21 protein-coding genes and 2 pseudogenes are annotated in these 26068 nt (G+C 69.0%); 9 read left to right on the forward strand and 14 right to left on the reverse strand.

Annotated features, from left to right (window positions below; genetic code table 11):
- Window positions 1-7: 7 nt before the first annotated feature.
- Genes ACFJI0_RS06290 through ACFJI0_RS06300 form a run of 3 tightly spaced genes read right to left on the reverse strand, consistent with a single transcriptional unit; the run spans window position 8 to window position 2654 of the window.
- Window positions 8-1279 (reverse strand): Bcr/CflA family efflux MFS transporter, encoded by a 1272-nt coding sequence (locus ACFJI0_RS06290; RefSeq protein WP_382323817.1) that lies wholly within the window; start codon window positions 1277-1279, stop codon window positions 8-10.
- Between the two features lie 36 nt (window positions 1280-1315).
- Window positions 1316-1537, reverse strand: coding sequence for a hypothetical protein (locus ACFJI0_RS06295; RefSeq protein ID WP_382323818.1), 222 nt, complete (start codon window positions 1535-1537; stop codon window positions 1316-1318).
- On the reverse strand, window positions 1455-2654 hold the full coding sequence (locus tag ACFJI0_RS06300; protein ID WP_382323819.1) for a winged helix-turn-helix domain-containing protein: 1200 nt from the start codon (window positions 2652-2654) through the stop codon (window positions 1455-1457). The genes ACFJI0_RS06295 and ACFJI0_RS06300 overlap by 83 nt, the downstream gene beginning before the upstream one ends.
- A 91-nt stretch (window positions 2655-2745) precedes the next feature.
- On the opposite strand from ACFJI0_RS06300, the gene ACFJI0_RS06305 reads away from it, so the two are divergent.
- Window positions 2746-4047 carry a serine hydrolase domain-containing protein gene (locus tag ACFJI0_RS06305; RefSeq protein WP_382323820.1) on the forward strand — a complete coding sequence of 434 codons (1302 nt, stop codon included), beginning with the start codon at window positions 2746-2748 and terminating at the stop codon, window positions 4045-4047.
- A gap of 7 nt (window positions 4048-4054) precedes the next feature.
- On the opposite strand, the gene ACFJI0_RS06310 is transcribed toward ACFJI0_RS06305, so the two are convergent.
- The 3 genes and pseudogenes from ACFJI0_RS06310 to mutL all read right to left on the reverse strand — a co-directional run bounded on the left by ACFJI0_RS06310 (window position 4055) and on the right by mutL (window position 8564).
- A complete protein-coding gene (locus tag ACFJI0_RS06310) occupies window positions 4055-4933 on the reverse strand; it encodes an alpha/beta hydrolase (protein ID WP_382323821.1) in 879 nt (292 codons plus the stop codon).
- 220 nt (window positions 4934-5153) lie between these two features.
- The gene (gene gdhA / locus ACFJI0_RS06315; protein WP_382323822.1) at window positions 5154-6497 is read right to left on the reverse strand and encodes an NADP-specific glutamate dehydrogenase; all 1344 of its coding nucleotides are present in this window, start codon (window positions 6495-6497) and stop codon (window positions 5154-5156) included.
- 149 nt (window positions 6498-6646) lie between these two features.
- A pseudogene (gene mutL / locus ACFJI0_RS06320) lies at window positions 6647-8564 on the reverse strand (DNA mismatch repair endonuclease MutL).
- Between the two features lie 36 nt (window positions 8565-8600).
- On the opposite strand from mutL, the gene ACFJI0_RS06325 reads away from it, so the two are divergent.
- A complete protein-coding gene (locus ACFJI0_RS06325; RefSeq protein ID WP_382159364.1) occupies window positions 8601-9257 on the forward strand; it encodes a DedA family protein in 657 nt (218 codons plus the stop codon).
- A 134-nt stretch (window positions 9258-9391) separates the two neighbouring features.
- Here ACFJI0_RS06325 and ACFJI0_RS06330 read toward each other — a convergent pair whose 3' ends face one another.
- The gene (locus ACFJI0_RS06330) at window positions 9392-12106 is read right to left on the reverse strand and encodes a tannase/feruloyl esterase family alpha/beta hydrolase (RefSeq protein ID WP_382323823.1); all 2715 of its coding nucleotides are present in this window, start codon (window positions 12104-12106) and stop codon (window positions 9392-9394) included.
- Window positions 12107-12343: 237 nt separating this feature from the next.
- Between ACFJI0_RS06330 and ACFJI0_RS06335 the strand changes: the two genes are divergently transcribed.
- Together ACFJI0_RS06335 and ACFJI0_RS06340 are read left to right on the forward strand one after the other, a co-directional pair.
- Window positions 12344-13678 carry an aromatic ring-hydroxylating dioxygenase subunit alpha gene (locus ACFJI0_RS06335; RefSeq protein ID WP_382323824.1) on the forward strand — a complete coding sequence of 445 codons (1335 nt, stop codon included), beginning with the start codon at window positions 12344-12346 and terminating at the stop codon, window positions 13676-13678.
- A gap of 119 nt (window positions 13679-13797) precedes the next feature.
- Window positions 13798-14307, forward strand: coding sequence for an aromatic-ring-hydroxylating dioxygenase subunit beta (locus ACFJI0_RS06340; protein ID WP_382323825.1), 510 nt, complete (start codon window positions 13798-13800; stop codon window positions 14305-14307).
- Here ACFJI0_RS06340 and ACFJI0_RS06345 read toward each other — a convergent pair.
- Entirely contained in the window at window positions 14304-15752 is a 1449-nt protein-coding gene (locus ACFJI0_RS06345; protein WP_382323826.1) for an N-acetylmuramoyl-L-alanine amidase, read from the reverse strand. The genes ACFJI0_RS06340 and ACFJI0_RS06345 overlap by 4 nt on opposite strands.
- Window positions 15749-16285, reverse strand: coding sequence for a tRNA (adenosine(37)-N6)-threonylcarbamoyltransferase complex ATPase subunit type 1 TsaE (gene tsaE, locus ACFJI0_RS06350; RefSeq protein WP_382323827.1), 537 nt, complete (start codon window positions 16283-16285; stop codon window positions 15749-15751). The genes ACFJI0_RS06345 and tsaE overlap by 4 nt, the downstream gene beginning before the upstream one ends.
- A gap of 42 nt (window positions 16286-16327) precedes the next feature.
- Here tsaE and queG point away from each other — a divergent pair, with 42 nt between their 5' ends.
- Entirely contained in the window at window positions 16328-17419 is a 1092-nt protein-coding gene (gene queG, locus ACFJI0_RS06355) for a tRNA epoxyqueuosine(34) reductase QueG (RefSeq protein ID WP_382323828.1), read from the forward strand.
- A gap of 9 nt (window positions 17420-17428) precedes the next feature.
- On the opposite strand, the gene ACFJI0_RS06360 is transcribed toward queG, so the two are convergent.
- A complete protein-coding gene (locus tag ACFJI0_RS06360; protein WP_382323829.1) occupies window positions 17429-17866 on the reverse strand; it encodes a MarR family winged helix-turn-helix transcriptional regulator in 438 nt (145 codons plus the stop codon).
- A 74-nt stretch (window positions 17867-17940) separates the two neighbouring features.
- On the opposite strand from ACFJI0_RS06360, the gene ACFJI0_RS06365 reads away from it, so the two are divergent.
- The gene (locus ACFJI0_RS06365; protein ID WP_382323830.1) at window positions 17941-18750 is read left to right on the forward strand and encodes a siderophore-interacting protein; all 810 of its coding nucleotides are present in this window, start codon (window positions 17941-17943) and stop codon (window positions 18748-18750) included.
- A gap of 23 nt (window positions 18751-18773) precedes the next feature.
- Here the strand turns inward: ACFJI0_RS06365 and ACFJI0_RS06370 are convergent.
- The 4 genes and pseudogenes from ACFJI0_RS06370 to ACFJI0_RS06385 all read right to left on the reverse strand — a co-directional run.
- Window positions 18774-18939 (reverse strand): annotated as a pseudogene (locus ACFJI0_RS06370) (IS30 family transposase); the annotation flags it as partial.
- 16 nt (window positions 18940-18955) lie between these two features.
- Entirely contained in the window at window positions 18956-20026 is a 1071-nt protein-coding gene (locus tag ACFJI0_RS06375) for a glycosyltransferase (RefSeq protein ID WP_382323831.1), read from the reverse strand.
- A 43-nt stretch (window positions 20027-20069) separates the two neighbouring features.
- Complete coding sequence (locus ACFJI0_RS06380; protein ID WP_382323832.1) at window positions 20070-21203, reverse strand: radical SAM/SPASM domain-containing protein; 1134 nt, start codon at window positions 21201-21203, stop codon at window positions 20070-20072.
- A gap of 502 nt (window positions 21204-21705) precedes the next feature.
- On the reverse strand, window positions 21706-23268 hold the full coding sequence (locus ACFJI0_RS06385) for an acyl-CoA synthetase (RefSeq protein ID WP_382323833.1): 1563 nt from the start codon (window positions 23266-23268) through the stop codon (window positions 21706-21708).
- Between the two features lie 122 nt (window positions 23269-23390).
- On the opposite strand from ACFJI0_RS06385, the gene ACFJI0_RS06390 reads away from it, so the two are divergent.
- The 3 genes from ACFJI0_RS06390 to ACFJI0_RS06400 are packed head-to-tail and all read left to right on the forward strand — an operon-like array spanning window position 23391 to window position 25868.
- Window positions 23391-24197, forward strand: a complete 807-nt coding sequence (locus tag ACFJI0_RS06390; RefSeq protein ID WP_382323834.1) for an MlaE family ABC transporter permease — start codon at window positions 23391-23393, stop codon at window positions 24195-24197.
- A 4-nt stretch (window positions 24198-24201) separates the two neighbouring features.
- Entirely contained in the window at window positions 24202-25212 is a 1011-nt protein-coding gene (locus ACFJI0_RS06395; RefSeq protein ID WP_382323835.1) for an MlaD family protein, read from the forward strand.
- On the forward strand, window positions 25209-25868 hold the full coding sequence (locus tag ACFJI0_RS06400) for a hypothetical protein (protein ID WP_382323836.1): 660 nt from the start codon (window positions 25209-25211) through the stop codon (window positions 25866-25868). The genes ACFJI0_RS06395 and ACFJI0_RS06400 overlap by 4 nt, the downstream gene beginning before the upstream one ends.
- Window positions 25869-26068 lie beyond the last annotated feature (200 nt).

A 26068-nucleotide genomic window follows, 5' to 3' on the forward strand; every position in this document is an offset into this window, starting at 1 on the left:
AGGGGTGTCAACGGGCCGATGCGCTCACGCGCTGCGGCGCGGTGTGCGCCTCGCCATGGCGCTGCACCAGCGTCCAGGCCACGAGGGCGATGAGCACGCTCCAGAACCACAGGCCATTGGTCAGCGGCAGCACCGAGCCGCGCCCTTCACCGATGCCGGCCAGGCTCACGCCGAGCCAGCCGCCCATGGCGAAGGCCGTGACCATCGACAGGAAACCGCTGAGCGCCGAGGCCGCGCCGGCGGCCTGCGGAAACGGGCCCACCGCGCCGCTCTGGCCGCAGGGCTGGTGCACGCCGTGCGCGAGCATGAAGAGCCAGAACGGCACCAGGATGGCCCAGGTGCTCTGCACGCCCAGCAGCCCCAGGACGCCCATGCTGGTACCGGCGGTGAGCGTGATGACCCCGGCGACGGCCACGGTGCGGCGCAGGCCCAGGCGCGGCAGCAGCTGTCGGCACAGGAAGGTGCCCAGGATGTAGACCAGCGAGATGCTGAACATCACCACGCCATAGGCCGTGGTGGACAGGCCGAGCACGCGGATGAACACGAAGGACGAGGCCGCGAGAAAGGTGAACAGGCCGCCGTAGGACGCGGTGGACAGCAGCGCGAAGGCCCAGAACGTGGGGTGGCGCGCGATCTGCGCCCAGTTGCCGAACAGGGTGCCGGGCGAGAGCGCGCGCGGGTTCTTCTGCGCCAGGGTCTCTTCGAAACGCCAGGCCACGACCAGCAGGGTGATGGCGCCGAACACCGCGAGCGCCATGAGCGAGACGCGCCAGCCGAACAGGTCCGACAGCAGGCCGCCGGTGGGCGACGCGGCGCAGGCGATCACGCCCAGGCCGGTGAGGCCTTTGGACATGACGCGCGCGCCTTCGCTGGGCGCGTACAGGTCGCGCACGATGGCGCGCGCGCACATCACGCCCGCGCCCATGGCCGCGCCCTGCACCGCGCGCCAGACGATGAGCTGTTCCATCGACGGCGCGAAGGTGCTGCCGATCGAGGCCGCGACGAAGGCGCTCATGCCCACCAGCAGCACGGGCCGGCGGCCGTGGCGGTCCGACAGGGGGCCCCACACCAGCTGCGACAGGCCGAAGCACAGCAGCAGCGCGGTGAGCGTGAGCTGGGCCTGCGACATGGGCGCGCCAAAGCCCGAGGTGAGCGCGGGCAGCGCGGGCAGGTAGAGGTCGGTGGCGATCGGCTGCAGGCCCAGCAGCAGCGACAGCACCAGCACGATCAGGCCGGACGACATGGCGGAAGAAGAGGGCGAAGGAGGCGGGGCGGGCATCCGGTCGAGGGTAGCAGAACGCCTTGCGGCGCGTGGCTAGCGGGGTGGCCAGACGCGGGCCGCGATGGCCGGCCAGCGCGGTTCGCTGCGCAGGCCGTGGTTCTCGGTGGCCAGCAGCACCAGCGGCAGGTGTCCGCAGCCCTCGGTGGCGGCGCGCTCCAGGCGGTCCATCGCTTCATCGCGGCGGCCCAGCAGCGCGAGCGCCGCGACGTGGGTGGCCTGCTCGCTCGGATTGCCCTGCTGGGTGCCGGCGATCACGCGCGCGGCCGCGTCGGCCTCGCCGCAGCGCGCGAGCACATAGCCCAGCGTGGACGCGGCGAAGACCCACGCGGCCGGGTCGGGCAGCAGCTCGAGGGCCTGGGCGGCCAGTGCGGGCGAGGGCGCCACCAGGGCCTGCACGCCCAGCAGGTGCAAGGCGGCGGCGCGGTGCTCGGGCGCGTTCTCGCGCGTGCGCCGGGCCCGCGCGAGCGCGGCTTCGGGGTCGCCCGCGGTGGCGCAGCGCGCGCGCCAGCAGGATGGCCATGTAGACCGAGAACGGGTTCAAGCGCAGGGCCTGCTCCAGCGCCGCCACGGCCTCGCGCGGCCGGTCCGTGGCGAGCAGGTGCCAGCCCCGGTAGTAGTGCGTGGCGGCGTCCAGCGGCGAACTGGCCAGGGCGCGTTCGTGCAGCGCGGCGGCCTCGTCGAAGCGCCAGGCGCAGTCGAGCAGGTGCGCGCTTTCGGCCCACAGGCCGGGCATGTGGGGCGCGCCGTGGGCCACGCGGTCCAGGTGCGCCAGGGCCTCGTCGATGCGCTCGCGCCGCACGGCCAGGCCGCAGCTCACCGTCGCCGCGAGGCACTCGGCCAGCGCGAGCGGCGCCGCGAGGTAGTCCGGCGCTTCGTCGATCAGCGCGCGCAGCAGCCGCTCGGCGCGCACGAGCGCCTCGGCGGTGCGCTGCTGCACGAGCTGGCGCGCGTGGGTCAGCGTCTCCACCTGGTGCGGCGCTGCCATGGCGGCATGCGCCAGCCGACCATGCGCGGGCGACGGGGCCTCGTTGGTGGAGGCGATCACCTCCAGCCGGTAGCCGCGCCGGTACACCGCGCGCAGGGCCAGGCCGGTGGCCGGCGGCAGGGCCTGGCGCAGCTGTGCGATGCAGCGGGCCAGGCTTTCGTCCGACATCGGCTGGCCGGCCCACACCTGCCGCGCGAACTGCTCCTTGGACACGGTGCGCGGCCATTGCCGCAGCAGCAGGTGCAGCACCGCGCGCTCCTTGGGCGGCAGCGCGAGCGGCCGGCCGTGGTGGCAGACATCGCCGTCGTCGGCGGCGGTGTAGCCCAGCCCGCCGGGGTGGGTGCCGGTGGGCGCGTCGTTGTCGTCGTCGCGTGCGGGACTGGGCATCAGGTTCTCATCAAGATTGCGCGCCATTGTCCCGGTAACTTGCCCGTGGCGAGACCCCGGTATTCCCGAACCACAACAGGAGACAAGACCCATGCGCCACCGCGTCCGACCGATCACCACCGCCCTCTGCGGCCTGCTGCTGGCCCTGCCCACGGCCTGGGCCCAGGCCCCGCAACTGCCGCCACCCGACAGCGTGCTGCTCGACAAGCTCGGCTACATGGAAGGCTTTCCGCCGGCCCCCGACAAGCTGGTGGACAACGGCAACCGCACCCGCTACCCGCAGATGACCTGGTCGCTGCAGCACGTGCGCGAGTTGCTGCCCACGCGCAACATCCGCCGCGGCCCGGCGGCGGTGGCCCCGCTGCCGCGCCGCGAGAAGAACCTGGACGACTGGGCCTTCGCCGACGAGCAGGGCGGGCGCACCACCATCGCCGAGTGGCAGCGCAACACCTACACCGACGCCCTCATCGTGCTGCACCGCGGCCGGGTGGTGTACGAGCGCTACCGCAACATGAAGCCCGAGACGCCGCACCTGCTGTTCTCCGTCACCAAGAGCTTCACCGGCCTGCTGGCCGCGCAGTTCGCGCACGAAGGCCGCATCGACCCGGCCGCGCGCGTGACGCAGTACGTGCCCGAACTGGCCGGCAGCGCCTGGGACGACATGAGCGTGCGCCAGGTGATGGACATGACCGGCGCGGTGCGCTACCGCGAGGTCTACACCGACCCCACGACCGAGGTGTTCCCCTACCTGTTCTCCAGCGGCATGCTGCCCGCGCCCGCCACCTACACCGGGCCGAAGGACATCTACAGCTTTCTCAAAACCTTGAAGAAGGAGGGCGAGCACGGCGAGGCCTTCGTCTACCGCACCGTGCATTCCGAGGTGCTGGGCTGGATCGTCTCGCGCGCGAGCGGCCAGCACTTCGCCGACCTGCTGAGCGAACGCGTCTGGCAGAAGCTGGGCGCCGAGGAGGACGCGAGCGTGATGATCGACTCGGTGGGCACGCCGCTGCAGGGCTCGGGCATGAGCGCCACGCTGCGCGACCTGGCGCGCTTTGGCGAGATGCTGCGCCGGGGCGGCGAGTTCAACGGCCAGCGCATCCTGGCCAGCGAGGTGATCGCCGACACCGCGCGCGGCGGCGACCGCGAGAAGTTCGCCAAGGCACCGGGCCAGCAGGCGCGCGCGGGCTACAGCTACCGCAACCAGTGGTGGGCGCTGCACAACGCCGATGGCGCCTGGGAGGCGGCCGGCGTGCACAACCAGTTCATCCACATCAACCCCAAGGCCGAGATGGTGGTGGTCAAGCTGTCCTCGCACCCGATCGCGGCGGCGGCGGCCACCATGCCCTTGAACCACAAGGCCTGGGCGGCGCTGGCCCAGGCGGTACAGCACTGAGCCGGGTCTAGCGCTCGACCACCTTCAGCGCGTCCGCGCTCTCGTCGCGCATGCCGAACAGGCTGGAGAGCGCGGCGCGGTACTGCGCCTGCCCGACCGAGTTGGTGTTGTGGTGCGAGCCGCCTTCGACCAGCACGAAGGCCTTTCGGCCTTGGGCGGCCTCGTACAGCCTGCGGCCCAGCTCCGGCTGGATCAGGCGGTCGTCCCCGCCGTGCACCACGAGCAGCGGCGAGCCGATCTCGGGCACGCGCTTGACGGCCTCGAAGCGCTGCGTGATCAGCAGCGAGATCGGCAGCCAGCCCCATTTGAAGGTGCTGACCACGTCGGGAATGGAGGTGAAGGTGCCTTCGACCACGGTGCCGGCCTCGTCGTCCACCTGGGCCGCCAGTTCGATCGCGATGGCGCCGCCCAGCGAGTGGCCGAAGATGTAACGCGGCCGCCCGGGGTATTTTTCACCGAGCCAGTTCCAGGCCGCGCGCGCGTCTTCGTAGGCGGTGGTCTCGGAGGGCAGCTCGTTCGTGCTCTTGCCGAAACCCCGGTAGTCGATGGCCAGCACCGAGAAACCCAGGTCTTCCATGCGCCGGGCGCGGAAGGCCGAGCCGGTGACGTTGAAGCGCGCGCCGTGCAGGTAGAGCAGCACCGGCGCGTCCTTGCGGCGCTCGAAGTTCTCGTGCGCCGCCCACAGGCCATGCAGCTTCACCGGCTTGCCGGTCTTGGGGGAGTCGAAATCGATCCACACGTCGTCCATGCCCTCGGCGGCGCTGAGGCCGCCGGCCCAGGTGCGGTCGGAGGGCTGGAAGATCCAGAAGCGCTGCTTCTCATCCAGTGTGGCGCACCCGGCCAACAGGGCCAGGGCGGCGAGCAGGGTGACAATGAGGCGCTTCATGGCGGTGATGGATGCACCAGAAGGGGAAAAAGTTCAGGTACTTTCCTCCTTCCGCAGGTTCCATGCCACACCGCCGGGGCACCGCGAAGGCGCCCGCGTGGTTTAGATCACGCCTTGCGCCTGCGGGCAGAGCAGCCAGAGACACCGAGGGTCCGGCTTTGCCGGCCCCAGGTGTCGTCCCCCTTCAGGGGGAAGCCGCGTGAGCGGCGCAGGGGGTGCGCTAAATGACGCCTTGGGCCAGCATCGCGTCGGCCACCTTCACGAAGCCGGCGATGTTCGCGCCGTCCACGTAGCTCACCGTGCCGTCGGCGCGGCGGCCGTGCTGCAGGCAGGCCTCGTGGATGCCGCGCATGATGGTGTGCAGGCGCGCGTCGACCTCGTCGCGCGGCCAGGACAGGCGCATGGCGTTCTGGCTCATCTCCAGGCCGGAAGTGCGCACGCCGCCGGCGTTGCTGGCCTTGCCGGGCGCGTACAACACGCCGGCTTGCTCGAAGCGCTGCACCGCCTCCATGGTGGTGGGCATGTTGGCGCCCTCGGCCACGCAGATCACGCCGTTGCGGATCAGGGTGGCCGCGTCCTCGGCGTTGAGCTCGTTCTGGGTGGCGCAGGGCAGGGCCACGTCCACCGGCACGGCCCAGGGGTTCTTGCCGGGCTCGAAGCGCGTCTTGGTGCGCTCGGCGTAGTCGCTCACGCGGCCGTAGAGGTGGTTCTTCACCTCCATCAGCTCGGCGAGCTTGGCGGGGCTGAAGCCGTCCTCGTCGATCACGGTGCCGCTGGAGTCGGAGACCGTGACCACCTTGGCGCCCAGCGCCATGGCCTTTTCGACCGCGTACTGCGCCACGTTGCCCGAGCCGGACACGCTCACGCGCAGGCCCTGGAAGCTCATGCCGCGCTGCTTGAGCATCTCTTCGGCGAAGTACACCGTGCCGTAGCCGGTGGCCTCGGGGCGGATCAGCGAGCCGCCGAAGGACAGGCCCTTGCCGGTGAAGACGCAGTCGGCGCGGTTGCTGAGCTTTTTCATCATGCCGGCCATGAAGCCGACCTCGCGCCCGCCCACGCCGATGTCGCCAGCCGGCACGTCCGTGTCGCTGCCGACGTGGCGGAACAGCTCGCTCACCAGGGCCTGGCAGAAGCGCATCACCTCGCCCGGGCTCTTGCCCTTGGGATCGAAGTCGGAGCCGCCCTTGCCGCCGCCCATGGGCAGCGTGGTCAGCGCGTTCTTGAAGGTCTGCTCGAAGGCAAGGAACTTCAGGATCGACAGGTTCACCGAGGGGTGGAAGCGCATGCCGCCCTTGTAGGGGCCGATGGCCGAGCTGTGCTGGATGCGGTAGCCGCGGTTGACCTGCACGTCACCGTGGTCGTTGACCCAGGAAATGCGGAACATCACCACGCGCTCGGGCTCGACCAGGCGGTCCAGCAGGCCGTGTTCGGCGTATTTGGGGTGGGCGGCAATGAAAGGCCAGAGGCTTTCCATGACCTCCGAGACGGCCTGGTGGAATTCGGGTTGACCGGGGTTCTGCTGCGCGACGTGTTCGAGGAAATGGTGGGCCGAGGTGTATTTCATGTGTCTCATGCTTTAAAAAAGTGCATGAGATTATGCGCAACCTGCATTTCGTGACGCAAAACGCCCTGTTTTGGCGCGGTGGACGATCGGCGCCCTCCTCGTTTACCCGAGGGTCTCGCCTGTTTTTGGTGCGAAAAAGCGGGCGCGAGTCAGCGGCCGCGCAGAAACAGGGCGTCCAGTTCCTTCATGCCCATCTGCCGCCAGGTGGGCCGGCCGTGGTTGCACTGGTCGGAGCGCTCGGTCACTTCCATCTGGCGCAGCAGCGCGTTCATCTCGTCGAGCGTGAGGCGCCGGTTGGCGCGCACCGCGCCGTGGCAGGCCATGGTGGCGCAGCAGTTCGTTGCGGGCGCGTTGCACCACGGTGCTGGCTTCGTGCTGGCCCAGCTCGGCGAGCACGCTGCGCGCCAGCTCCACCGGGTCGCCCTGCGCCAGCGTGGTCGGCACGGCGCGCACGGCCAGCGTCTTGGGCGAGAGGGCGGTGATTTCCAGACCCAGCGCTGCGCCAGCACGTCGGCGCCGTCCTCGGCGGTGCGCAACCTCGTCGGGCGTGGCGGAGAAGGTGGCCGGGATCAGCAGCGGCTGGCTGGCCAGCTGCTGCTCGTCGAGCTGCTGCTTGAGTCGCTCGTAGACGATGCGCTCGTGGGCCGCGTGCATGTCCACCACCACGAGGCCGTGCGCGTTCTCGGCAAGGATGTACACGCCCTGCAGCTGCGCGATGGCGCGGCCCAGCGGCCAGTCGCCCTCGGGCAAGGCCTGGGGTGGCGCGGGGTCGGCGCTGCGCGCGGGCGGGGTCCAGGCGTTGGCATTGCTGCTGGCCGTGGTCGGGGGGGCCGCGGCCGGTGCGGTGGCCCACAGGGCCCCCACGTCGCTCACGCGGTGGCCCACCTCGGGCTCGCGCGGCGCGAACGCAAACGGGGCCTGCCGCGCCGGGGGTGTCCAGGCCGGGGCGGCGGGCGCGGCCGCTGGCAGGGGGGCCGCCTCTGCTGCGCTGTTGCCCGAGCGGGGCACCGCGAGCGCGGCTTCCACCGCATGGTGCACGCCCTGGTGCACCTCGCGGCTGTCGCGAAAGCGCACCTCGATCTTGGTGGGGTGCACGTTCACGTCCACGCGCGTGGGGTCGAGCGAGACGAACAGCGCGTACACCGGCTGGCGGTGGCCGTGCAGCACGTCTTCGTAGGCGCTGCGCGCGGCGTGGGTGATGACCTTGTCGCGCACGTAGCGGCCGTTCACGTAGGCGAACTGCCAGTCGGCGCGCGAGCGCGCCGCGTCGGGCACGCCGGCGAAGCCCCACACGCGCAGGCGCTGCTGGCCATTCGCCACCAGGACAGGGGGGTCGATGGGCCAGTCCACCGCCACGGCCTGTGCCACGAAGTCCTCGCCCAGGACGTCGGCCAGGCGCTGGCGCAGTGCGGCCATGCCGCTGTCGCCGGCCACCGCGCGCCACTGCGCCACCAGCTTGCCCTCGTGCCAGATGGCGAAGCCCACGTCGGGCCGGGCCAGCGCGTGGCGGCGCACGGCCTCGATGCAGTGGGCGAGTTCGGTCGCGTCGGTCTTGAGGAACTTGCGCCGCGCGGGCGTGGCAAAAAACAGCTCGCGCACTTCCACCGTGGTGCCGGGCGCGCGGGCGGTGGGCTGCAGCTCGCCGCTGCGGCCGTCGAGCAGCCAGCCGTGGGGTTCGTCGGGCGTGTCCACGCGCGTGAGCAGCGAGACCTCCGCGATCGAGCAGATGGCGGCCAGTGCCTCGCCGCGAAAACCCATGGTGCCCACCGACTCGAGGTCGGAGAGGCTGGCGATCTTGCTGGTGGCGTGGCGCTTGAGCGCGTGGGGCAGCTCGCTGCGCAGGATGCCGCAACCGTTGTCTTCCACGCTGATGAGCCGCACACCGCCGGCCTGCAGGCGCAGCGTGATCTGCGTCGCGCCGGCGTCCAGCGCGTTGTCCACCAGCTCGCGCACCACCGAGGCGGGCCGCTCGACCACTTCGCCCGCGGCGATCTGGCTGATCAGCTCATCGGGCAGTTCGCGGATGGGGCGGCGGGGGAGGGCGGTGGGGGTGGGAAGGCTTGTCACGGGCAAATTGTAGGCCGCAGGGATAATGCCCCCACCATGGAAATCGTTACCTTCCTCATCGACTTCATCCTGAATGTGGACCAGCACCTTCAGACCTTCGTGCAGAACTACGGGGCCTGGGTCTATGCCCTGCTGTTCCTGATCATCTTCACCGAGACCGGTGTGGTGGTGATGCCCTTCCTGCCCGGGGACTCGCTGCTGTTCGTGGTGGGCGCGCTGTGCGGCGTGGGCCTGATGAGCCTGCCGCTGGCGATGGTGCTGCTGGTCATCGCCGCGGTGCTGGGCGACCAGACCAACTACACCATCGGCCGCTACTTCGGCCCCAAGGTGTTTCAGTGGGAGAACTCGCGCCTGTTCAACCGCAACGCCTTCAACCAGGCGCACGCCTTCTACGAGAAATACGGCGGCATCACCATCATCCTGGCGCGCTTCATGCCCTTCATCCGCACCTTCGCGCCCTTCGTGGCCGGCGTGGCCGAGATGACGCGCGTCAAGTTCACGGCCTACAACGTGATCGGCGCGCTGATCTGGGTGGTGGGCCTGACCACGGCGGGTTACCTGTTCGGCAACCTGCCCTGGGTGCAGGAGAACCTGAGCATGATCATCTGGGCCCTGATCATCGTGCCCGGCCTGATCGCCATCTTCGGCGCCTGGAAAGCCAGCCGCGAGGCCAAGCGCGCCGGCACCGCCTGAGCTGAGTACTCCGCCGGAGCGCGCCGCCCACCAGGGGCAACAAGGGTCCCGCCCCGCCGGCCCGAGGTGCCGTCCCCCCCGGCCGAAGGCGCCAGAGAGGGGGAAGCCGCGCAGCGGCGCAGGGGGTGTTTTTCTCAGTGCCGAACGCCCAGCAGCAGCCGGGTGGTCTCCAGCTGGCCGAGCACGCCGTTGCTGAACAGCAGGTGGGCCGGTGGCGCCGCGCGGGTCTGTGTGACACCCGCCACCGGCGTGTCGAAGTCCAGCACATCGGATTGCGCGCCGCGCGTGAGGGCGGTGCCCAGCACCGTGGCGTCGCCCACCGCGCTGCCGTCGGTGCTGTTCATCGCGTAGCGGCCATCGCCCGTGCCGGGCAACAGGGTGGCCTGTCTGGCGTAGAGCCGCATGCCCGAGCTGCTGGCATCGGCCGCGCGCAGCAGCACCAGCGGCACCGGGTTGCCGCCGACCATGCCGGCCACCACGGAGCCGGTGACCGTGCCGCCCGAGGTGGGCGTCGAGGGGCAACCCGCGCCACCGCAGGTGGAGGTGAGCATGAGCTCGTAGGCGTTGCGCACGGCGCTGTACTGCAGGTAGCCCTTGGTGGCCGGTGAGCAGTTGGCCTCGTAGAGCATGAAGCCCGGCGGCGTGCCGGTGGCCTGGCAGGTCTGCCAGGTGCCCGCGTTGCGGATCTTGCCGGTGCCGGCCCAGGTGCTCAGGGTGCCGCCCGCGCTGTAGTCGGCGCCCACGGCGTTGAAGTCGCCCGCGATGGTGTTGAAGCCGCTGCCCGCGGTGGTGTTGACGAAGGTGTCGCGGAACGCCAGCAGGGGCAGGTGGCCGCCGCCGCTGGCCGCCGCGATGCCGCCGTGCACCAGGCCGCCGGCGCTGAAGGTGAAGAGCGCGCCGTTTTCGGCGCTGGCGTAGCTGCACTGCCCCTGGGCGATCAGGGTGCCGCTGCGCTGCGTGCCCGGCGCGCGCTGCAGGCTCGCGTCGATGGTGAGGGTGTAGGCCAGCGTGGCCGGGTCCACCTGCAGCGTCAGTTCCTCGCCGCGCGTGTTGCCGCCTTTGTAGCTGGTCAGCGCGCTGGGCAGGTGGCTGCAGGCCAGCGGGTCGCCCACCTCGGTGACGCAGCTGAAATTCACCGCTGCGTCCAGGCTGCCGCTGCCCCGGTACTTCGGGTAGGCCGGGTACTCGCACAGCGGGCGCGTGCGGCCGTAGGTGCCGGCGACCGCGTCGAAGGCGGTGACGGTGGCGGGCGCAAGGCCGCGCTCGACCCAGTTTTCCAGCGCCGCCAGCGAATCCCAGTTGGGGATGAACACGCCCGTGCCGTGGCCCATGCCGGGCACGGTGTAGAAGCGGATGCCCGCCTCGACGGCGGCCTGCCCCACGGTGGCGAGCACGCGCTGGTGGTAGTCGATGGTGGAGTTCGGGCTGATGACCTCGTCGGCCAGGCCGTGCAGCATGATCAGGCGCCCGCCGCGCGCGAGGAAGGCCGAGAGGTCGGGGTTGGTGGCGTCGGTCTGCGCCGAGGCCGCCTGCACGCGCGCCGTGTACAGGCCAGGGTTCAGCGGGTCGAAGCCGAGCGAGTCGAACGAGGCCACGCGCGTGACGAAGTATTTGGCCCACTGGTCGCCCGTGACGTACATGTTGGCGTCCGCGGAGGTGGCGGGGTTGCCCGGCACCGCCCGCGTGCCGAGGTCGCGCGAGGTGTACGGCCCGGCCACCAGCGCGCCTTCGAGCAGGTTGTAGCCGCCCGCGCGCGTGACGCCATGGGCCAGGGTGTAGGTGGTGAAGTCCAGCGGCGATTCGATGGCGCGCACGGTGTCGAGCTGCGCGTCCGACAGGCAGGTGTTGCCGGTGTCCACGCCCCCGGGGCAGCGCAGGGCGTTGAGCACCTGCGCGTTGAGCAGGCGGCAGCTCTCCACGTTGCTGACGATGCCGTCGGCCGCGCCATCCAGCGTGTCGCAGGTGGTCATGGCGGTGCGCTGCACCAGCAGCGTCTTGGCGACGTTGAGCCAGCCCGCGCCGCCGTTGAGGTAGAGCGCGCGGCCCACGGCCAGGTTGCTCAGGCGCGTGCCGCTGTAGTTGAGCGCGGGTTCGTTGGCGATCACGCCGTTGTAGTCGGCGGGCCAGCGCTGGATGTGGGCCAACGCATCGCGCCCGCCGGTGGAGGTGCCGAGAAAGTAGGCCTGCTTCGGTGCGCTGCCGTAGCGCGCGCGCACCAGCTTCATGGCGACGTCGTGGGTCTTCTTGAGCGCGAGGCCGCCGTAGTTGGCCAGCGCTTCGTCGTTGGCGGCGAACGAGCCGTCGGTGATGCTGCTGCTCTGGTGGCCGCTGTCGTCGCCGAAGGTGGCGTAGCCCAGCGCCAGTGGGGCCGGCTTGTCCGGCGGGCCGAAGCGGATCTGCTCGGTGCCGTCGATCAGGCGGCCGTTGAAGCCGCCGCCGCCGAAGTGGATGGCCTTGCCGTTCCAGTCCGTGGGCAGGTTGACGGCGAAGCCGATGTCGGGCGCGCTCGGGTCGACCGGGCGGATCGCGCCGCGCACCTGGCAGTGGTTGCCCAGGGGGCCACCGGTGAGGTAGGTGGCGGCCGTTACCGAAGCGCCGCCGGAGGGCAGCGACAGGTCCGCCGCCGCGAGCGTGAAGCCGTTGAGCGCGGCGCAGGCGGCCACCGGGTCGATGGGCGGCGCGACCACCGGGGGCGGGCCGCCGCCCGCGTCGTCGTCGCTGTTGCCCGCGGCGCTGTCGGAGCCCCCGCCGCCGCAGGCGGCGAGCAGCAGGCACAGCGCGGTGCCGGCGAGGAGGGCGTGGGGGAGGGGAAGCCTGGGAGGCTGCCCCGGGCGGTGCGAATGGCTCATGTCCGTTGTCTCCGTCGTTGTAGGCCGGCGATGCCTGCTTGGCTCGCTGGTCGGCGGGACGATAGAGACATGGAGGATGTGCGTCAAATATATGAAATCAACAACTTCAATACTTTGAAGATATGCAGTTGACGGCCAGAATGGGGCTGTGCCCTGGGGGACGCCCGGGTTTTGCCTGAATTGATGAGTAGGCGTATCATTTTCTTCAAGCGGGGCGTTTCCCGCACGCGAGGAGACATGAACGCACCGCAAACCCTGTCGCGCTGGCGCGAGCCCGGCACCAGCCGGGTGCCCTTCTGGGCCTACACCGACCCTACGCTGTACCAGCGCGAACTCGAGCGCCTCTTCTACGGCCCGCACTGGAGCTACGTGGGCCTGGCGATCGAAATCCCCAACACCGGCGACTACAGGCTGAGCTGGATCGGCGAGCGCCAGGTGATCATGGTGCGCGACCGCGTCGCGCCCAGGGAGCGCGCCACCGACCACGGCATCCGCGTGGTGGAGAACCGCTGCGCGCACCGGGGCGTGCGCTTCTGCCAGTCGCCGATGGACGGCCAGACCGGCAACGCGCGCAGCTTCGTCTGCCCCTACCACCAGTGGACCTACAAGCTCAACGGCGACCTGGCCGGCCTGCCGTTCAAGGACGGGGTGAAGGACGGCGAGTGCGTCAACGGCGGCATGCCGGCCGATTTCGACCTCGGCAAGAACGGCCTGACCAAGCTGCGCGTGGCCGTGCTGCACGGCCTGGTGTTCGCCACCTTCAGCGAAGAGGCCGAACCCTTCGAGCAGTACATCGGTCCGCAGGTCATGCCCTGGCTCGACCGCATCTTCCAGGGCCGCGAGCTCAAGCTGCTGGGCTACAACCGCCAGCGCATTCCAGGCAACTGGAAGCTCATGATGGAGAACATCAAGGACCCGTACCACCCCGGCCTGCTGCACACCTGGTTCGTCACCTTCGGCCTGTGGCGCGCCGACCAGAAGAGCCGCATGGTGATGGACGCGCAAGGCCGCCACGCCGTGATGATCTCGCGCCGCAACGACGGCGGCGCGAACAAGACGGTGACCGAAGGCGTGACCAGCTTCAAGGCCGACATGGCCCTCAACGACACGCGCCTGCTCGACGTGGTGCCCGAACCCTGGTGGACGGTGGACGACCCGTCCCACCCGGGCGCGACCATCACGCCCACGGTGACCATGATCACGCTGTTCCCCAGCCTCATCATCCAGCAGCAGGTGAACTCGCTGTCCACGCGCCACATCGTGCCGCGGGGCGCGGGCGAGTTCGATTTCGTGTGGACGCACTTCGGCTTCACCGACGACACGGAGGAGATGACCCAGCGCCGCCTGCGCCAGGCCAACCTGTTCGGTCCGGCCGGTTTCGTGAGCGCCGACGACGGCGAGGTGATCGAGTACAGCCAGGACGGCTTCGAACAATGGGGCGAAGAGGGCGCCACGCTGGTGGAACTGGGCGGCCGCGGCGACGACGTGGGCCAGCCGCCCACCGAGCACATGGTCACCGAGACCCTGATCCGTTCGATGTACGCCTACTGGAAGAAAGCGATGGGGGTCTAGTGAAACACCCCCCGCCGAGCTTCGCTCGACCCCCTCAAGGGGGCGGTGCTGGCGGCCCGGCAAAGCCGGTTCCGCGGCACCTCTGGTCACCAGTCACCTGTCTCCGAACAAGCCTATCCATGAATGCTGTGATTGACACCGATCTGCAGAGCCTGCTGCTGCACCACGCCATCGACCGTTTCAACGCGGCCTATGCGGCCTCGCTCGACGAGCGCCGCTTCAGCGAATGGCCCGAGTGCTTCGTGGAAGACGCGCGCTACAAGGTGCAGGCGCGCGAGAACTTCGACCGCAAGCTCCCGCTGGCGCTGATCGCGCTGGAGAGCCAGGGCATGATGCGCGACCGCATCTACGGCACCAGCCAGACCATCTACCACGGCCCGTACTACACGCGCCACGTGGTGAGCCCGGCGCGCGTGACCCACGCAGGTGCGGGCACGGCGGACGACCCGATCCGCGCCGAAGCGAACTACGCGGTGTTCCGCACCAAGCCCGGCGGTGTGAGCGAGGTGTACCAGGTGGGTCGTTACATCGACGACTTCGTGCAGACCGATGCCGGGCTGAAGCTGAAAAGCCGGCTCTGCGTGTACGACAGCGAGATGGTGCTGAACTCGCTGATTTACCCGGTCTAGATCTGGCGGTTGCGCGCCAGCGGCGGGTTCTTCGAGAAGTAGGCGACGATGCCGCGCACGAGTGCGTCGGCCAGGTCGTCCTGGTACTTCGGGTCGTTCAGGCGCTTTTCTTCATCGGGGTTGCTGATGAAGGCCGTCTCCACCAGCACGCTGGGGATGTCGGGCGCGCGCAGCACGGCGAAGTTGGCCTGCTCCACCTGGGGCTTGTGCAGCTTGCCGATGCGCTTGACGTGGCCCAGCATGGCCGTGCCGAGTTTCAGGCTGTCGTTGATCTGGGCCGTGGTGCTCATGTCGAGCAGGGCGCGGCGCACGTGCGCGTCGGCCGTCTTCGTGTTCAGGCCACCCACCAGATCGGCCGCGTTCTCCTTGTCGGCCATCCACTTCGCGGCCGAGCTGCTGGCGCCGCGCGTGCTCAGCGCGTACACGCTGGCGCCCTGGGGCCGGGGCGTGAGGAAGGCATCGGCGTGGATGCTGATGAACAGGTCGGCCTGCACGCGCTGGGCCTTCTGCACGCGCACCTGCAGCGGCACGAAGAAGTCCTTGTCGCGCGTCATGAAGGCGCGCATGGGGTTGCCGTTGACGCGGGTCTCGTTGATGCGCTCGCGCAGCTTGTGCGCGATCTGCAGCACCACGCGTTTTTCCTGCGTGCCGTTGGGGCCGATGGCACCCGGGTCTTCGCCGCCATGGCCAGGGTCGAGCGCGATGATGATGAGGCGCTCAGTCTTGCCCTTGCCCCCGGGCGGCTGCTTGGCCGGGCTGCCCTTGGGGTTGGCACCGGCCACGGCGGTGTCGTCGCTGCCGCCTGGCGGCTTGGCCGCCGGCAGCGGCGGGCCCTGGTCGGGGTTGGCCGGGGCCTTGGGCCGCTCGCGGCCCGCGATCAGCTCGCCCAGCGGGTCGTCGGCCGGTGTGGCCGGCTTGGTGACCTTGTCGGCTTCCAGGCCCAGCAGGCGCGCGGCGCGTTCGCTGGCCGCGTCCATGTCCTTCATGCGCTGGGCGATCAGTTGCTCCAGCGGGTCGGGCGGGTTGAGCGGGTAGAGGTCGAACACCAGGCGGTGCTGGTAGGCCGCCACGGGCTCCAGGTTGAACACCTGCGGCTTGATCGGCTTCTTGAGGTCGATCACCAGGCGCACCACGTTGGGCGCGTTCTGCGCGGCGCGGATGCCGGCGATGTTGGGGTCGTCCGACTTGAGCTTGCCCACCAGCTCGCGCAGGCCGGGCAGCAGGTCGATGCCTTCGATGTCCACCGCCAGCCGGGGCGGGTCGGTCACGAAGAACTGTTTGGCCTGCAGCACGCCGTCGGACTCGATGGTCACGCGCGTGTAGTCCTCGGCCGGCCAGATGCGCACGGCCACCACGCTGGCGCCGCGCGCGATCTGCTGCGCGCCCAGCAGCAGCACCAGCGAGCCGGTGCGCAGCAGGGTGCGGCGGCTGAGGTTGCCGCTCATGCCAAGGCCTCCAGCAACCGGCGGCCGGTGGCGGTGAGCGCCGTGGCGTGCACGGTGCGCTGGGTGTCCTGGTCCGGGTCGGTGTGGGCTTGCGGTGTGGTCATGTCGTCGGGTTGAATGTCGATCTGGAGATCGACCACCGGCAGAAACTCGCCGGCGCGCTCGGGCCATTCCACCAGCTTGAGGCCGGGGCTGGCGAAAAGTTCGCGGAAGCCCGCGTCTTCCCATTCGCGCGGGTCGTTGAAGCGGTAGAAGTCGAAGTGCCAGATCTGCAGCGGCTCGCCCTCGGGCATCACCGCGCAGTCGATCGCGCTGTGCGGCTCGACCACCGCGTAAGTGGGGCTCTTGATGCGACCGCGCACGCCCAGCGCGCGCAGCAGGTGGCGCACCAGCGTGGTCTTGCCCGCACCCAGGTCGCCCTGCAGGGTCAGCGTGGCGTGGGCGATGGCCGGGGTGGTGGCGAGGCGGCGCGCGAAGGTCTGGGTGTCTTCTTCGGTGGCCCACTGGCCTTGCCAGCGTTCGACAGGGGGCACAAGGCCCGCAGAAACCGGTGCGGTTCCTACAATCGGCTTTCCATGAAGTTCGCTTTTGATGCCGCTCAACTCGTCTCGCAGATACAGGCCTGGGGCCAGGAGCTTGCATTTTCCCAAATTGGCGTGGCCGGTGTGGATTTGTCGGCCGCGGAACCGGGTTTGCAGGCCTGGTTGTCGGCTGGATGGCACGGTGACATGGCCTATATGGCCGCGCATGGCATGAAGCGTGCCCGCCCGGCGGAGCTGGTGCCGGGCACGCTGAGCGTGATCACCGCGCGCATGGACTACCTGCCGCGTGGCACGCCCGAGGACTGGCAGGCCCAGGAATTGCAGCGCCTGCAGCGCCCGGGCGAGGCCATCGTGTCGGTCTATGCGCGGGGGCGCGACTACCACAAGGTGCTGCGCAACCGGCTGCAGACCCTGACCGAGCGCATCCAGGCCGCCGCCGGGCCGCTGGGCCACCGCGTGTTCACCGACTCGGCACCGGTGCTCGAGGCCGAGCTCGCGCAGCGCAGCGGCCAGGGCTGGCGCGGCAAGCACACGCTGCTGTTGCACCGCGAAGCCGGCTCGATGTTCTTCCTGGGCGAGATCTACACCGACCTGCCCCTGCCGCCCACCGAGCCGATCAGCGCGCACTGCGGCGCCTGCAGAGCCTGCATCGACATCTGCCCCACCCAGGCCATCACCGCACCGCACCGGCTGGACGCACGCCGTTGCATCAGTTACCTGACCATCGAACATGCCGGCCCGATTCCCGAGGCCCTGCGCCCCTTGATCGGCAACCGCATCTACGGCTGCGACGACTGCCAGCTGATCTGCCCCTGGAACAAGTTCGCCCGGCGCAGCCCCTTGCCCGACTTCGACGCGCGCGAGGGCCTGAGCGGGGCCACGCTGGTGGAGTTGTTCGCCTGGAGCGAGCCGGAGTTCCTGCGCCGCACCGAGGGAAGCCCCATCCGGCGCATCGGGCACGAGCGCTGGCTGCGCAACATCGCGGTCTCGCTCGGCAACGCGCTGCGCGCTGGACCCGACGACGGCGTGCGGCGCGCGCTGCAGGCCCGGGCCGAACACCCCAGCGAACTGGTGCGAGAGCACGTGGCCTGGGCGATGGCGCAAGGCCGCACCGCCACCCATTGAGCCAGGGGCTCAGGCCTCGCCCACGTTCTCCTCCAGGCGGTCGAGCAGGGCGAGCAGGGTGGTGCGCTCGTGGTCGGTGAGGCCGGCCATCATGGTCTTCTCGAAGCGCACCCGGTGCTGCTGCATCTTGCGCTGCAGCGCCCGGCCTTCGGCGGTCACGCCCACGCGCTGGCTGCGGCCGTCGTCGGGGTCGGGGCGGCTGTGCAGCAGGCCGCGCTCGTGCAGGGCTTTGACGATGCGCGCGATCTGCGCCTTGTCGCGGCCCGAGTGCTGCACCAGGTCGCTCTGCGTGGCGCCGTCGTGGCGCATGAAGTAACCCAGGCAGCGCGCCTCCATCGGTCCCAGGCCCTCGCCGTCGTGGCGCATGGCCTCCTGCAGGTGGCGCCGCAGGCCGTGCATGAGGCTGTGCAGGCGGTCCAGCACATCGGTGTTCACATTTCTTGTCATCGTGGGTTGTCCATGTTGTTGACAGTGTCATCCAATCAAGGCATGATGGTTGTCATTATCAACCAAGTAGAACCATGAACACAAGCATTCCCGACCCCCTGGCCGTGGAGCGCGTGCGCCACGAGATCAAGGCGCGCCGCCTGACGGTGCAGCGCATCGACGCGGTCAGCCCGCACTTCCTTCGCATCCGTTTTTTCAGTGAGGCCCTGCGCGATTTCGTCAGCGCCTCGTTCGACGACCACGCCAAGCTCATGTTGCCGGCCCAGCCCGGCCAGCCGCTGGTGCTGCCCCAGCCCGGCCCCGACGGCCTGGCTCTGCCGCCGGGCGTCGAAAAACCGGTGATGCGCGACTACACGCCGCGCCAGTTCGACCGCGCCGCCGGCACGCTGGACATCGAGTTCGTGCTGCACGGCGACGGCGTGGCCTCGCGCTGGGCCGAAACGGCCCAGCCGGGCGACGATGTCGGCCTGGGCGGGCCCCGGGGCTCCTTCGTGGTGCCCACGGGCTTCGACTGGCACCTGCTGGTGGGCGACGAGTCCGCCGTGCCCGCGATCGCGCGGCGCCTGGAGGAGTTGCCTGAGACGGCCCAGGCCATCACCGTGATCGAGACCGGCGACGCGGCCGACCGCCGCACCTTCAGCAGCCGCGCGCGCCTGCAGACGCACTGGATTCAGACCGGCGCCACCGACGCGCTCGCGAAGGCGGTGGCCGCATTGAAGCTGCCCGCCGGTGAAGGTTTTGCCTGGGCCGGTGGCGAAGCCGCCAGCATCGCGGCCGTGCGGCAGGCGCTGGTGGACGGGCATGGCCTGGACAAGGGCCGCGTGCGCGCCTCCGCCTACTGGAAGCGCGGCGCCGTCGGGCACCACGAAACGCTGGTCGGTTGAGCGAACGGCGCTGCTGCTCTTGCCTCGTTGCTCTCCCGTTGCCATGGGCTTTGCGGATCGCAGAAGTAGACCGGAATGTCCGTGGCGACCGTGAACTGCTTGTGAGCGTGCACTCGGTGTCTCGATCCCAGGCAGCGACTTGTGGCGCTCCTGCGGCAGCTTGCGTGCGTTCTTGATCAGCGCGTCGACACCCGCCCGCGCTTCCTCAGGCGTCGCGCTGACGCATAGCTCGCGGGTTGGAGCCACATGCGCAAATCAGAGCGTAGAGGTCTGCGTAGGCCCGCGCCTGGTACGTCATGGAATGAGACATCGCGCGCTGCGCCGCCGCCTTTCCAAGATCCAGACGCCGACCAGGGTTGCCAAGCAAGTGCTGGACCTCATCGGCGATCGCATGCGGGTCGCGACGAGGGACGAGCACACCCGCGCTACCGAGCAATGCGGGCATGCCGCCGACTCGTGTTGCGATGCAAGGCAACCCGATAGCCATTGCTTCGAGCAAAGCAGCTGGGGTGCCCTCATGGTCCGACGGTAGAAGGAACACATCGAGGCTGCGCAGAAATTCTGGCATGTCCATGACAGCACCTCGCAGTTCAACGTCCAGGCCAACGGCGAGTGTCTCGATATGCCTGCGGCAAGGTCCCTCCCCTGCGATGACCAATCGGCAACTCAGGCCGCGTCCTTTCAAAACCCGCATCGCAGCGACAGCATCGTCCAGACGCTTTACTGGATGGAGCCTGGCTGCAACGCCAACGGTGAAGGGCGTGCTCGTGTCTCGGCATCTGGGTGAAGGCGAAAAGTGCCCTAGATCAACGCCGGTCGGAATCACCTCGATCTGGCGCCGGGCAAGGTACCCGTAGCGACGAGCGAGATCCTCTGACACTGCAGTCAGGCGCTCAGCGGCGCGAAGCCCCCGAATGATGGGAACCAGCCAACGCCAGCCCGAGCCGAGCGCGATGTGCATGGTGGCCGACATCGGCACATGGCCTAGCGATCCCGCGGCCAGTGCAGCTGATATGTGTCCCTGTGCATGCAACACATGGATTTTTTGCCATTCTAGAATCGTGCGCAACCGATCGGGAAAGGCCGAATCACGGCGATCCAGACCGATGACCGGTACACCGGGCGCATCGATCAGCGAGTAGCCCTCGGTCGGCGGATCGTAGGTGATCAGGACCGGATCGATGCCCAGGCTGGGCCCGGTGCGGCACAGGTCCGAGACGATCCGCTCACGCCCGCCGATCTCCATGGTCGGGAGCAGGTGAGCGACGCGGATCATGACGGGTCTTGGGTCGTTTTCACGTTCCGCCTTGTGGGCGCCCTCATCCGCCAGCACCGAGCCGACTGCGCGCCTCACCCGCATACTTGCGATAGCTCGGCGCGTGCTTTTCTATTCTCGAGGCGGCTTCACAGTGGCAATTGGGACAGTTGAGTTTGAAGGCGTCCTGCGCAGCCTCATGGTGAGCTTTCGAGTAGATGATCTCGCTGAGCCGCTTCTCGTGCAGATTGCCAAGGGGAAAGGTCACGTAGCAGAGCATGACGCTGCCGTCTGCACCAACCCAGAGCAGCTTGCGTGCATCGCAAGGAATTCGCATCTGTTCCTGCTTCAGCGCCCAATCCGCCAGAGATGCAATGGCAACCGCGGATTCGGTCAGCAACTCAGGACGAGTGGCCTTTAGCGTGAGCAGATGACGGGTAACTTGCTCAAGCGCAACCTCGTCACTGGGCGTGAACTGAAGCTCACGGTCCTCACCTTCCTGGAAATAGGGTAGCGAGTAATGAACGATATCGATGTGAATGCGGCCCTTGAAGCGGTCTGCAAATCGGACAATCTCGTCTACGGACTCAATGCTTGCTGAGCGGCGGCTGAGCAGGAAGTTGAACTGAATCTCCAGCTCGTCTGGCCCAAACATCTTTCGTGTGTTTTCAAGACTTTCGATCAGACGTTCGAAGCGTCCAGGGCGTTGGACATACTCGTCAAACGCACTGCCTTCCCCGTAGTAGCCCACCGTGATTTTGCGCAGGCCTGCAGCGTGCAGCTCCTTGATTCGCTTGTCCAATGTGAGTGCATTGGTCGTGATGTAGCAGCCAACGCCGAGACGGGTGGCGGTCTCGACCATTTTGACCACATCGGGGTGGAGCAACGGTTCGCCTCCATAGAGGCGGACAGCGGGGACCTTGGCGGCGGCCGCATCTTCCAGCAACTGCTCGACGATTTTCAGTGGGAGCTGCGCTCCTGGCATAAAGTCCCGGCCATATCTACAGCCCTTGCACCGCAAGTTGCAATGGGCCGTGATGGCTATGGTGATTCTTTCGGTCCGCGCTCGCACGATCGATGGCCAAGTCTCCCCAAGTGAACTGAGCATGCGCTCGCTGGCGCGATAGCCTGCTTTCAACACCGGCATGGCTGAGGGTATGAACTTGGCAACGGAGCGAGCGATGCTGTCGACTGTCATTGTTGACCCTCTGTTAAGGCGTTGAATTCAACTAAGCGGAGCAAGAGCGGATGCGTGTACGAGATTGTCGCGCGCGCCTATTCCCAGATCAGCTCCGACACCTGTCCGACATCCCAATGACAGTCACCGCCAAATGGCGGGAAGAATGAACATGGAAGCCCTGGTTTTTTCTTGCTGCAAGTGGTATTGAAATTACCATGTATGTGACTTGACTGGTCTGCTCGCACCGTTTATTTCAAGGAAGATGTGACCTGCTTGGCTTGGTTGGGACATTTTTCTGGGAAATGGCGGACAGATCGTGGCGGCGATGCGTGTTGTCATCCAGGGAAATCGCCCGGACCTCAGAACTTGGTCCAACCAACAGTACGGACGCCTGTCGGCATGCTGCCGTCGTACAACCACGTTCCTTCCTTTACGACAGTGAAATCGTTCATCGAAATGTCTCCGGGCACGCCGCCGTCCAGGGTCGCCCCCGTTCTCTTTGTTGGCCGCAAACCATTCCTCAGCCCGTGTAGCGCTGGCGCAGCTCGCGCTTGAGCAGCTTGCCGCTCGGGTTCTTGGGCAGGCTGTCGCTGAACACCACGCGCTTCGGGCTCTTGAAGGCCGCCATGTGCTGGTTGCAGTGCGCGATCACCTCGGCCTCGGTGAGCGCCTGCCCGGCCTTGACCACGATCACCGCCGTCACGGCTTCCACCCACTTCGGGTCGGGCAGGCCGATCACCGCCACCTCGCTCACGGCCGGCAGGCGGTAGACCATTTCCTCCACCTCGCGGCTGGCCACGTTCTCGCCGCCGGTCTTGATCATGTCCTTCTTGCGGTCCACCACGGTGATGTAGCCCTCGTCGTCGATCATCGCGAGGTCGCCGCTGTGGAACCAGTCGCCGTCGAACGCGCTGCGCGTGCGCTCGGGGTCGTTGAAGTAGCCCAGCATGAGGTGGGGCGAGCGGTGCACGATCTCGCCGACCTCGCCCACCGCCACGTCGCGCATGTCGTCCGTGACCACGCGCGTTTCCACGTTGATCACGGCCTTGCCGCAGGAGCCGGGCTTGCGCAGCTGGTCGTCCGGGCCGAGCATGGTCGCCAGCGGCGCGATCTCGGTCTGGCCGTACAGGTTCCACAGCCGCACCGAAGGCAGGCGCGAGGCCAGTTCCTTGAGCACCTCCACCGGCATGATGGACGCGCCGTAGTAGCCCTTGGCCAGGCTCTGGAGCTTGGCCGCGTCGAACAGCGGCGAGCGCAGCAGCGCGATCCACACCGTGGGTGGCGCGAAGAAGCTGGTGATGCGGTACTTCTCGATCAGCGCGATCAGGTGGTCGGGCACCGGCTTGGCCGTGATCACGTTGCTGCTGCCGATGTAGACCGCCGGGCCGAAGAACACATCGAGCTGTGCGCAGTGGTAGAGCGGCAGCGCGTGCAGGGCGTGGTCGTCTTCGGCGATCTCGGCGTTGATCACGCAGCTCACGTACTGCCACAGCACCGCGTCGTGCGTGAGCATGGCGCCCTTGGGCGTCGACTCGGTACCGCTGGTGTAGACGATCTGCGCCAGGTCGTGGCTGCCCAGCGTGACCTCGGGCAGCGGGTCGGTGCAGGCCGCGAGTTCGTCGAAGCGGTGCATGCCGGCCACTGGCTCGCTCGGGTCTTCCGAGGGCAGCCAGAGGTACTGCTGGACCTGCGTCTCCAGCGCCGCCGCCGCGCGCGCCAGCTCGGCCAGGCCACTGTCGGTGGCCAGGGTGCGCGCGCCCGCGTGGCGCAGGATGTAGGCCACCTCGTCGGCCTTGAGCATGAAGTTGATCGGCACCATCACCGCGCCCCGGCGGGCCAGCGCGAAGCGCAGCGCGGCAAAGCCGTGCGAGTTGCGCGCCAGCACGGCCACCTTGTCGCCCTGGGCCACGCCGATGCGCGCCAGGCCCGCGGCCAGGCGGCTGACCAGGGCGTCGAACTCGGCGTAGGTCCACTGCGTGTCGCCGCAGACGACGGCGGACTTGGCGGGCAGTCGCTGCGCGGTGCGGCGCAGGGCGTCGGCGATGGTCTGGCGGCGGACCACGGGGTGCACGGAAGCGGTCATGGTTGTCTCCTGTCGGCGGAAAGGGCGCCAACGGATTCTGACCGTTGCAGCGGCTGCATGCTGTCACATTTGCCGGTGGCCGCGCCCCCGCTGTGGCGAAGACCCACGGCTATCATGGCCCCATGAATCCCGTGAACGCCGCACACGACACCCTGGGCCGCTGGGGCCGGGGCCTGCGCGCGAGCTGGAACGCCTGGTGGCACACCCTGTTCGTGGGCGCGCAGATCCTGGTGCTGGCGCTGTCGCCGGCCAGCTACCGCGCGCCCACGCACCGCCAGGCGGTGCTCGGCAGCCTGTACCGCGCCACCGCGCCTTTGCTCACCTGGTTCCTGGTGCTCTCGGCGCTGGTGAGCCTGGTGCTGATCCGCATCGTGGTGCGCACGGCCTACAGCTATGGCCTGTCTCAGTACGCGCTGGAGGTGCTGGTGCGCACGCTGGTGCTCGAACTCATCCCGCTCTACGTGGCCATGTTCGTGGCGGTGCGTTACGCCATGCCGGGCGCGCAGGAGGTGCGCAAGCAGCTGGCGCTGCAGCAGCGCGAGGGCAGCCTGCCCGAGCGGCAGTCGCTGCTGGCCAACCAGCTGCTGCCGCGCGCGCTGGGCAGCATGTTCTCGGTGCTGCTGCTCGCGGGCCTGAGCTCGGTGGTGGCGCTGGTGCTGACCTACCTCACGGTCTACGGCTTCTCGCCCTGGGGCCTGCCGGGCTACACGCGCGCCGTGGGCGGTGTGTTCTCGCCGGCGGTCACGCTGATCTTCGGCCTCAAGACCGTGTTCTTCAGCCTCGCGGTGGCCGTGGTGCCGCTGGCCGGGGCGGCGCAGGCCGACCGCGACGGCCGCTACAGCCGGCGCAGCGACATGAGCGAGTTCGCCCGCCTGTTCTCGGTCGTGCTGCTGATCGAGGTGGTGTCGCTGGTCGGCAACTACTATTGACACCATGAACCCCACGCCCCCTCCGCCACCGCCGCCCGAAGCCCCGCCGGTGAAGAACCTGGAATTCAAGGCCGGGCTGCTGCTGATGCTCATGGCCGTGCTGCTGGTGGGCTCGGCGGCCTACATCCTGTTCGCACGCGGCGTGCTCGAACCCACGCAGCGCCTGGTGCTGATCTCCGACGACTCCGAGGGCGTGGTCGTGGGCATGGACATGACCTTCGCCGGCTTCGCCATCGGCCGCGTGGCGCGCATCGAGCTGGGCGACGACGGCAACGCGCGCATCCTCATCGACGTGCCGCGCAAGGACGCGAAATGGCTGCGCACCTCCAGCATCTTCACCATGGAGCGGGGCCTGGTGGGCGGCACGCGCATCCGCGCCTACAGCGGCGTGCTCGAAGACCCCGCCTTGCCCGACGGCGCCGAGCGCACCGTGCTGCGCGGCGACACCGCGGCCGAGATTCCCAAGCTGGCCGCCAGCATGCGCGATGTGCTCGACAACCTCGCCGCGCTCACGGCCAGCGATGGCGCGGTGGCCGGCACCCTGGGTGGCGTGAAGCTGCGCACCGAGCGCCTCCAGGGGCCGCACGGCGGCCTGGGCGTGCTGATGGGCAACGACGAGGACGCGAAGAAGCTCGTCGCCACCATCGACCGCACCAATGCCTTGCTGCTGCGCGCCGACTCGCTGGCCCGGCGGCTGGACAGCCTGGCCGCCAATGCGGACCGCCAGGTGTTCGGCCAGGGAGCCGCGCCCGGCGAGGCCGGCCTGGTGGGCGACGCGCGCGCGACGGTGCAGCAGCTCAACGGCCTGCTGGCCGAGACGCGCACCAGCCTCAAGAAGGTGGACGCGGTGCTGGTGGAGGTGCAGGGCATCGCCGGCAACACGCGCGAGGCCACCAGCGACCTGGGCTACCTGCGCGGTGAGGTCGAAGCCAGTCTGCGCAAGGTGGACTCGATGATCAACGACATCAACCGCAAGTGGCCTTTCTCGAAGGACACAGAAATCAAGCTGCCATGAAGCTGCAAACCATTCTGATGGCGTGCGCCGTGGTGACCCTGACCGGTTGCGGCAGCAAGCCGCCCGTACCCGAATGGCAGTTGAATGCCAAGGACGGCACCGAGCGCGCGGCCGAGGCCTGGTTGCGCGGTGACTCGGCCATCGAGTCGGCGGAGTTCGCGCGCGTGCGGCGCGAACTCACCAGCACCGGCCGGCCCGATCTGCTGGCGCGTGCCGAGCTGCTGCGCTGCGCCACGCGCGTGGCCGCGCTGGTGTTCGAGCCCTGCACCGGTTTCGAGGCGCTCGCGCAGGACGCGGCACCGGCCGAGCAGGCCTACGCGCGCTACCTCGCGGGCACCGCCATGCCGGCCGACGCCGCCCTGCTGCCCGAGGCGCAGCGCGCGCTCCTGAGCGCTGGCTCGCCCGACGCGGCCCTGGCCGCGGTGAAAGACCCCTTGTCGCGGCTGGTGGCCGCTGGCGTGCTGCTGCGCAGCGGCCGCGCCACACCGGCCGTGCTCACGCAGGCGGTGGACACCGCCTCGGCGCAGGGCTGGCGCCGGCCCCTCGGGGCCTGGCTCGGCCTGCAATTGCAACGCGCCCAGGCCGCAGGCGCATCGGAGGAGGCGGCGCGCCTGCAGCGGCGCATCGACCTCGTGTTGGGCACCGCCGCGCGCTGACGCGCGCCTGCGCGGGGCCCGTTCTTCCCCACCAGGAGAGTCCCCATGCAGCAAATGACCTTCACCACCACCATCAAGGCCCCGCGCGAGCTGGTGTGGAACACCATGCTCGACCCGGCCAGCTACCGCGAATGGACGCGCCCCTTCATGGAAGGCTCGTACTACGAAGGCTCGTGGGACGAGGGCGCCACCATCCGCTT

It is taken from the genome of Hydrogenophaga sp. UC242_53 (assembly GCF_042696965.1).
GTDB lineage: Bacteria > Pseudomonadota > Gammaproteobacteria > Burkholderiales > Burkholderiaceae_C > Hydrogenophaga.